At 38.9% G+C, this 6,743-nt stretch carries 10 protein-coding genes; 5 read left to right on the plus strand and 5 right to left on the minus strand.

What is annotated here, in order from left to right; genetic code table 11:
* Positions 1-536: 536 nt before the first annotated feature.
* Positions 537-743 (minus strand): hypothetical protein, encoded by a 207-nt coding sequence (locus ACYVBM_RS10710; protein ID WP_460685647.1) that lies wholly within the window; start codon positions 741-743, stop codon positions 537-539.
* 226 nt (positions 744-969) lie between these two features.
* On the opposite strand from ACYVBM_RS10710, the gene ACYVBM_RS10715 reads away from it, so the two are divergent.
* The 3 genes from ACYVBM_RS10715 to ACYVBM_RS10725 all read left to right on the plus strand — a co-directional run bounded on the left by ACYVBM_RS10715 (position 970) and on the right by ACYVBM_RS10725 (position 3,031).
* Positions 970-1,170, plus strand: a complete 201-nt coding sequence (locus tag ACYVBM_RS10715) for a hypothetical protein (protein ID WP_460685648.1) — start codon at positions 970-972, stop codon at positions 1,168-1,170.
* 420 nt (positions 1,171-1,590) lie between these two features.
* Positions 1,591-1,767 carry a hypothetical protein gene (locus ACYVBM_RS10720; RefSeq protein ID WP_460685649.1) on the plus strand — a complete coding sequence of 59 codons (177 nt, stop codon included), beginning with the start codon at positions 1,591-1,593 and terminating at the stop codon, positions 1,765-1,767.
* Positions 1,768-1,945: 178 nt separating this feature from the next.
* Positions 1,946-3,031, plus strand: coding sequence for a PAS domain S-box protein (locus ACYVBM_RS10725; RefSeq protein ID WP_460685650.1), 1,086 nt, complete (start codon positions 1,946-1,948; stop codon positions 3,029-3,031).
* A gap of 137 nt (positions 3,032-3,168) precedes the next feature.
* Here ACYVBM_RS10725 and ACYVBM_RS10730 read toward each other — a convergent pair whose 3' ends face one another.
* From ACYVBM_RS10730 to ACYVBM_RS10745, 4 genes are all read right to left on the minus strand, one after another.
* On the minus strand, positions 3,169-3,339 hold the full coding sequence (locus ACYVBM_RS10730) for a LuxR C-terminal-related transcriptional regulator (protein ID WP_460685651.1): 171 nt from the start codon (positions 3,337-3,339) through the stop codon (positions 3,169-3,171).
* Between the two features lie 178 nt (positions 3,340-3,517).
* Positions 3,518-3,985 carry an FKBP-type peptidyl-prolyl cis-trans isomerase gene (locus ACYVBM_RS10735; RefSeq protein WP_460685652.1) on the minus strand — a complete coding sequence of 156 codons (468 nt, stop codon included), beginning with the start codon at positions 3,983-3,985 and terminating at the stop codon, positions 3,518-3,520.
* A gap of 1 nt (position 3,986) precedes the next feature.
* Positions 3,987-4,523 (minus strand): FKBP-type peptidyl-prolyl cis-trans isomerase, encoded by a 537-nt coding sequence (locus ACYVBM_RS10740; protein WP_460685653.1) that lies wholly within the window; start codon positions 4,521-4,523, stop codon positions 3,987-3,989.
* Positions 4,524-4,558: 35 nt separating this feature from the next.
* Positions 4,559-4,864 (minus strand): hypothetical protein, encoded by a 306-nt coding sequence (locus tag ACYVBM_RS10745; RefSeq protein WP_460685654.1) that lies wholly within the window; start codon positions 4,862-4,864, stop codon positions 4,559-4,561.
* Positions 4,865-5,262: 398 nt separating this feature from the next.
* Here ACYVBM_RS10745 and ACYVBM_RS10750 point away from each other — a divergent pair, with 398 nt between their 5' ends.
* Positions 5,263-6,132, plus strand: a complete 870-nt coding sequence (locus ACYVBM_RS10750; protein ID WP_460685655.1) for a hypothetical protein — start codon at positions 5,263-5,265, stop codon at positions 6,130-6,132.
* 135 nt (positions 6,133-6,267) lie between these two features.
* Positions 6,268-6,603, plus strand: a complete 336-nt coding sequence (locus tag ACYVBM_RS10755; RefSeq protein ID WP_460685656.1) for a hypothetical protein — start codon at positions 6,268-6,270, stop codon at positions 6,601-6,603.
* The last annotated feature ends 140 nt before the right edge of the window (positions 6,604-6,743 follow it).

Raw genomic sequence — 6,743 nt, forward strand, 5'->3', positions numbered from 1 at the left:
TTGTTCCTGACAACAAGCCAGGAAATTAAAAGCTGGAAAAGTGCTAAACTCATTACAGGCCGGATACATCAGCTGGATAGTGTATCTCACTCTTAAGATCGGGAAGGTCACTGGCTCGGATCAATAGCTATTCATTGTCACTAATGCCAGTATTGCCATACCTGTCTAACGGCGTTTGGTGCCACCACCTGCCAGTGCAAGTATCGATAACATGCCCAGACCGAAAACAGGCGCGAAACGCTCGAGATCAATAGCCGTACTGTACCAGAAGTGATGTTTTTTTTGAATGCAGGCAGCTTATCCAATAGGCTCAGGCCTTAGTTACTGCAAAGACTATGATATTTTATTATCTCTGATAGATTACCTTATATATATATTGGGGTTTAATAGCGTATTATGTCTATTTAAAAATTAATGCTTGAGGACCACATTGATTTTCATTTATTTATATTATTTGTCAATAACAGGTGCCAGGTAATGCCATTGTTTTAGTACGAGTCCAAAATCTGCTTATAAAAATATGGATCCATAAATGGCTAAACCCTTGCAGTTTTTTTAATATCTGTAACCAAAATATGTCCTTCCTCAAACTGGGTAAATATGAAGTCATCCTTTTGTAACGTATTTTTTGCCATTGCTTCGTGCACCAGGCTTAGCAGAAGGATTCCCTGCTGGATAAAATCATCTGACTCGGACTCGCGAAGCAACCGGATCACGTCCTCATAGAATAATATCTTTCTCATACAGGTTAGATTTTAAAAAGCAAATTTACAGACTTTTCCTAATCAGAGGCAGGAACAATAAATATTTTAATAAGTATATAATAAGAGGCCCTTTACTGAAATAGTAAGAATCCCGTTAATCGAAAACTGTTCCTTATTCACCGAACTATTAAGGGTGTTTATCGATATCGGTTTGATTTTAGCAATTAATGGCATTTATTTTGAATCTGCATAGGAAACAACGAATATGACTACCAACGAAATTATGAATCTCGGGTTTCAGCCGTCTAATGGGTCTAATACCCAACATTTTGTTAATGGTCTTGTTAAAGTGGAGGTAGCAGAGGATTTGGTTACCAATGTATTTGTAACCGATATTAAAGTGATCAGTATAAACAAGATAGAAGAGTTGCAATACCTATGCAAAAAACTTGGGGCTGTTGCGTAACCGAAGCAGTGTACTTCTTTATCAGAACTACCGGCCGGATTATGAATAAAAAGCCAGCCATAAAATGCGAAACCTCCGTTTAATACCTGGTGCATTTTCAAAGTGGCCACTTTATTCGTTCCACATTTGAAAAAACAAAAGCCGGAAGAAGTGATTTTTGCAGATAGGATGATCGGAAATCTATTCGCTGAAATGCGAAAAACCAGGCAGACCAACCCAAACTAAGCGCAGGGTGTGCTGACCCATAAAAACGAGATAGATGACTATAGCTATTTTGCCCATAGAAAAGCGTGCGGATATCACTTAACTGGTATTGTTGTATAATTTGATTATAGTCATTTTAAAAGCTGACAGAAGTCACCTGATGTAACTTCAACTTTCAATAAGTTTATTTTTGTAAACGATAAATGCCTTCAAATTATGAGAAAGATAAACCAGCGTACTGACTTTTCTGTATTTGCAATCTTCTTTGGCGTTTCGCTGATTGAAGCTTTCCGGGAAGGAAACTGGTTAAAGTCAGTTTTTTGGTTTGCTATCAATATTGTCTTTTTTGGAGTGATAACCTCAAAAGAAAACGGAATGGTGCCGGTAAATTGAAATATAGGATATGAGACAAATAGTTAATTCGAGCTAGCCGAACAAATTATTGAATAAGATGATTCATTTCATCAGCTGCCTATCGTGATGTCAGAAATTGTTGATCAAAGTAAAATAAATTTCCTGTTTTATTAGTCTTTTATCTTACTTTAAATGGCTTTTTAAACGTTTTGCAAATATGACCAATGAAGAGGATCGGATTAAAGAAGCGGAGAGAGTTTTGGAAATTGATTTTTCACGTTACCCGCAATTTAAAGAAATAACCAAGCTATGCTCCCGGCTTTGCAACATGCCTATATGTTTTGTAACTGTGCTGGACCGAGACACGAACTGGCTGACTGTTGCATCAGGAATAAACCTAAAAAAAGTTCCTATTGATAAATCTTTTTGCCAGTATGGAATCGCTCAAGATGAAATACTGGAGATACCTGATGTAACGAAAGATGCGAGGTTTATTGATAATCCACTGGTAGTACAACCTCCATTTATCAGGTTTTATGCCGGGGCACCTTTGATTTTAAATAACGGGAATCATTTAGGAGCTTTATGCTTGTTTGACAAAAAGCCGAACAATCTTTCCCTCACTCAAAAAAATCTGCTTACAGTTTTAGCCAAACAAATTGTATTGATTATAGAGTTAGAGCTTAGCAGGAGTGCACTTGAAAAGACTGTTAGCGAAATAAAGCTAAAGAATGACAGGCTTCGAAATATTGCACAGCTTCAGTCGCATGAGATAAGGCAGCCGGTTTCCAGCATATTGGGTTTAGTGAAGTTAGTAAGAGATTCTGGCTATGAAATAGATGAGGAATGGTTAACGATGCTAGAAACAGCTTCTAATATGCTCGATGACCGGATCCATGGAATTGTAAATGAGACCATGGGTAAGGAAGATTTAAAACTGCTGAAATACAACAAGATGGTTGAAGAAATTGAAGATTATGCTATCCTTTTACTGGACGAATGCGGAAATATTGAGAATTGGAATAAGGGTGCTGAAAAAATTAAGGGCTACAAGGCAGAGGAGATAGTTGGCAAAAATTTTAGAGAATTTTATACTATAGATGATCGCGCCGCTCAACTTCCGGAAAGGCTACTGGACCAGGCCCGTTCCTGTAATGTAGTAAGAGATGAAGGCTGGAGAGTAAAAAAAGATGGATTGTTATTTTGGGCTCGTGTGGTAATTACCGCTATACATGATAGCGCGAACCAGGTGATAGGATTTACTAAAGTAACAAGAGATTTAACAGAACAGCATACGACTTGATTTATTAAAATCACAAATACGCAGCTACCATAAGAAAGCGAAAGGAGATAGTATTGAATTTTTTTGCGGAAGCTGATGGAGCCGTTGTAAAAATTGATATGCTATGTATCTGACCTGTAGTTGGCTTTGATGTTTCTTTATGTGTATTGCTTTGGCCGACAGCTGCTTTTTATGTAATTTCTTTTTAATAAGTCCTTATGTTGTAGTACCCGTTTGACCAGGGCATTGTTTTCGTCTTTCAGACTGAGCTTACGGCAGATGCGGTGCCGGTGATTCTTTACCGTGTATGTGCTGATAAATAAAGCCACGCGATTTGTATACTTGTTTTGTTTTCCGCAATTAGTTGAACAATTCTACGCTCAGTTGAGCTTAATACCTGTTCAAGTGATTTCGTCTCGCAAAGCTTACCTATATTTTGATGACCGGCAAGCAGGTACAAAAAAGCCCGGTAACCCGGGCTTTAATAAGGTTATGTTCTTTTCGAGGCTATTGTACATCTACCAGTTCTATATAAAAGTACAAAGGCTTGTTATGAAAAGCAGGATAATAAGGATTACAATCATACGCCAGGGACGATGGAATGATCATTTTCATTTTACCGCCTTCTTTCAAAAGAGGAACAGCTATGGTCCATCCTCTTATTACTTCGGAAAGATTAAAAGAAACACCGCCAGTGCTTGCATCAAACTGCTGGCCGTTTAAAAACCTTCCTACGTATTTTGCTTTAACAGTGCTGGTAGCGGTAGGATTTGCCCCTGTGCCGGGTTCGATTATTTCATAAAGAATGCCGGATTCATGTTGCTGGTAGGTGATGGCACTATCCGTTGCATATTTTATCATAGCCGGCAGTTCCTGCTCTGCTGTTTTGGATACACAGGGATCGGGCTCATCATTTTTTAAACACCCTGAAAGAATAAAAGCTGATAAAACCGATACAATTAAATATACTTTCATATTATGGCGTTGTTGTTCCTACCCCGGTTAAAGTAAAATCATAAATAAGTTGCGAATTAGCCGGAATTATAATCCCATTTTGAAGCTGTTGATCTCTACAATCCGAACCTCTGTGAGATGGTACAATGACTTTCATTACGCCCTTCTTACCCACACTCTTAAAAAAGTAATATTCGAGCGAGGCCGAGTTAAAATCACTTGGCTTAAGGTTAATTCCTGTTTGAGAGTTCCGATACAGGCTATCTGAGGTGTATAAAGTAGTTCCATTCATAAGCTTAATGGTATATTTATAAGCGATATCTGTATTATCGCCAGGCGCATTTGTTTCTCCCGGACTTACTATACCAGTGTACAGATTTAATTGAGAATTAAATGATACATAACCTAAGCCATTATCATTAATAAAAGAATCAATTATATGCCGGTCCTTTTCCATTGTATTTGGCGTACATTGTACCACATCATCCTTTTTAAAGCAAGCCGTTACAATAAGCGCCGCAAATACAGCCGCAACCGGGAACCATACCATTTTTTTCATTTTCGTAGAGATTTTATTAAAATTTAAAAAGTGAACTATTTTCTGCTGATCAATTCTTTATAGCGGGTTTCGTTGATATCCCACTTGTGGTAAGACGAGAATATACCGGCAAACGCAACAATAATTATTCCAGCAATGAATAAAATAATAAAAAGAGAAGGGCTGGCATTAGCTACCATGGCGGCCCTTTTATACCAGCCACTCATGAAATTGAGCAGGATAGCAACCACTAACAGGATACCCGCAGGCAATCCTACGATCATTTGCCTGAAAAATTTTTTCTTTTTTTGCCGGTGCGCTGCCCAATATGTAATGAAGGCCTCTTCCTCCTTGGTGTACATTTCTATTGAAATTTTATCATTGTTTCTGGACCAGGGCCTGCCGGACAGGCAGGCATGGAACTTCCATGAAATTTTTCATTCACCCCTCGTGTACCTCCCCGCCGGAACGGGCAGACTTTATAAACGAGCGCGTTTCATGTATGTTTGCCAAAATTAAGCGCTTTACTGCATTTGGGTAATACAATAAAAACTTTTATATTGCGAATTCATCATAATCAACGTTTTGTAATAAGCCAGGTTGGTTTGCATATCCGGACTGCATGAGATAACAGATCCTGTCCTTCAGACCAGACAGATCCGGCTATTAAAAACCAGGTAAGAGCAAAGAAATGAGCCGTTTTCCTGCTTAGCAGGGCAGTAACCATCAAACCTGATTAAAAAAAATAAAAAATAAACGGATGAAATTAGCTCCTGTTTTAGCCCGATATCTTGCAGCCAATAAAATATTATGCCTGCCCGGCTTAGGGACCTTTCATGCAGAAAGTGCTTATGATCCTGATGCAGACTACAGTAAAAAAGGGGCTGCCCTTTTGAATATCACTTTTGAACAAAGTAAAATTACAGCGCTCGATGAAGCGCTGATAGACTTTGTTTCGGCCGAAACAGGGAAAATGAAGGTACTTTCAAAATCCGACCTTTTGTCTGAGATAGATGCCGTTATTAACTTTTTAAATACCGGGAAACCCTATTTTTTAAGTGGTATTGGTACCCTTACAAAAAGAGTTGATGGCAGTTTTGAGTTTCATAAAGAAAAATATCATCATACCGAAAAAGAAAAGAAAAAACAGGTTCCTATAACAGAGAAGAATTCTGTGCCTCAAACCTATATTGATGAAACAAGAAAACCCCGAAAGACCAGGCCGGCCGTTATTATACTCACCCTCTGCATCCTGGCTATAGCTGCTACCGTTTGGTTTTATGCCAAGAACGTGGAGACCAATGCCAACGCTGTAGAAGAAATCACCACAACTCCTGTACCACCTGAAGCGCATGCAGGTAAAGATACCATGGCGGCTAAACCCGCAACCGCGGCAACTGCTGCTACCCTTCCCGGAATGTATAAGTTCGTGCTTGAAACAGCCACACAGGCACGGGCATTTAAAAGATACCATCAGCTAAAAAAGATCAACTGGCCGGTAGAAATGCAAACTGCTGATTCTGTAACCTATAAGCTGTTTATTCCTCTTCCTGTAGCCCACCTGGATACTACAAGAGTTAAAGACTCATTAAGCGCGCTTTCCGGAAGAAGGGTGTGGATAGAGCGCTAGAGAGGCTCGTTGCAGGATCACAGTTCATAGGTATAGTGTGTAACAGGCTTCTGACTTCCCGATCCCAGACTTGCAGGCTATTGCACATACAACGTATAACGGGTTGTGGCCGTCTTTCTCTAAATGAATAAGGAAATGAAAATGATATACCTTTTAATGATTACAGGTTTTTTATTTGTTTCCTGCGCGTCTTCCCAAAATAATACGTCCCGGGCAAATACCCCAATCAATGAATGGCGCAGCCTGTTAAAATTAAGTGCTGAGCAGGTAAAAAAATTAGAAACAGTAGAACGCGACTACCAGGCCAGGGCTCAAAAGCTAAAAGCGGCTGATAAAAATTACGATGAGCAGTTATTCAAACTCAAACAAAAGAGAACGGTTTGCCTGCAAAGAATATTAAGCCGTGAGCAATACATTAAATTCCAGGCGCTGGAGAATCATCTTATTAAAAAAGTTCCCGTAAGACTATAGCGCGGTGTTAAATGTTGTCAAAAATCAAAAATATGGTAAGGGTGTTCCCGAAAATTAAAAGATAGTCGTTGTACGATTATTTTCGTACATTAAGAGAGGGTGTCAAATTCATCATTTGTTTGTTGGGTGAGTATTTTTAC

It is taken from the genome of Niabella aquatica, from assembly GCF_054779315.1.

Coding starts and splice junctions, on each gene's coding strand:
- ACYVBM_RS10710 (WP_460685647.1), bottom strand. CDS start 743: ATGAGAAAGATATTATTCTATGAGGACGTGATCCGGTTGCTTCGCGAG.
- ACYVBM_RS10715 (WP_460685648.1), top strand. CDS start 970: ATGACTACCAACGAAATTATGAATCTCGGGTTTCAGCCGTCTAATGGG.
- ACYVBM_RS10720 (WP_460685649.1), top strand. CDS start 1,591: ATGAGAAAGATAAACCAGCGTACTGACTTTTCTGTATTTGCAATCTTC.
- ACYVBM_RS10725 (WP_460685650.1), top strand. CDS start 1,946: ATGACCAATGAAGAGGATCGGATTAAAGAAGCGGAGAGAGTTTTGGAA.
- ACYVBM_RS10735 (WP_460685652.1), bottom strand. CDS start 3,985: ATGAAAGTATATTTAATTGTATCGGTTTTATCAGCTTTTATTCTTTCA.
- ACYVBM_RS10740 (WP_460685653.1), bottom strand. CDS start 4,523: ATGAAAAAAATGGTATGGTTCCCGGTTGCGGCTGTATTTGCGGCGCTT.
- ACYVBM_RS10745 (WP_460685654.1), bottom strand. CDS start 4,864: ATGTACACCAAGGAGGAAGAGGCCTTCATTACATATTGGGCAGCGCAC.
- ACYVBM_RS10750 (WP_460685655.1), top strand. CDS start 5,263: ATGAAATTAGCTCCTGTTTTAGCCCGATATCTTGCAGCCAATAAAATA.
- ACYVBM_RS10755 (WP_460685656.1), top strand. CDS start 6,268: ATGAAAATGATATACCTTTTAATGATTACAGGTTTTTTATTTGTTTCC.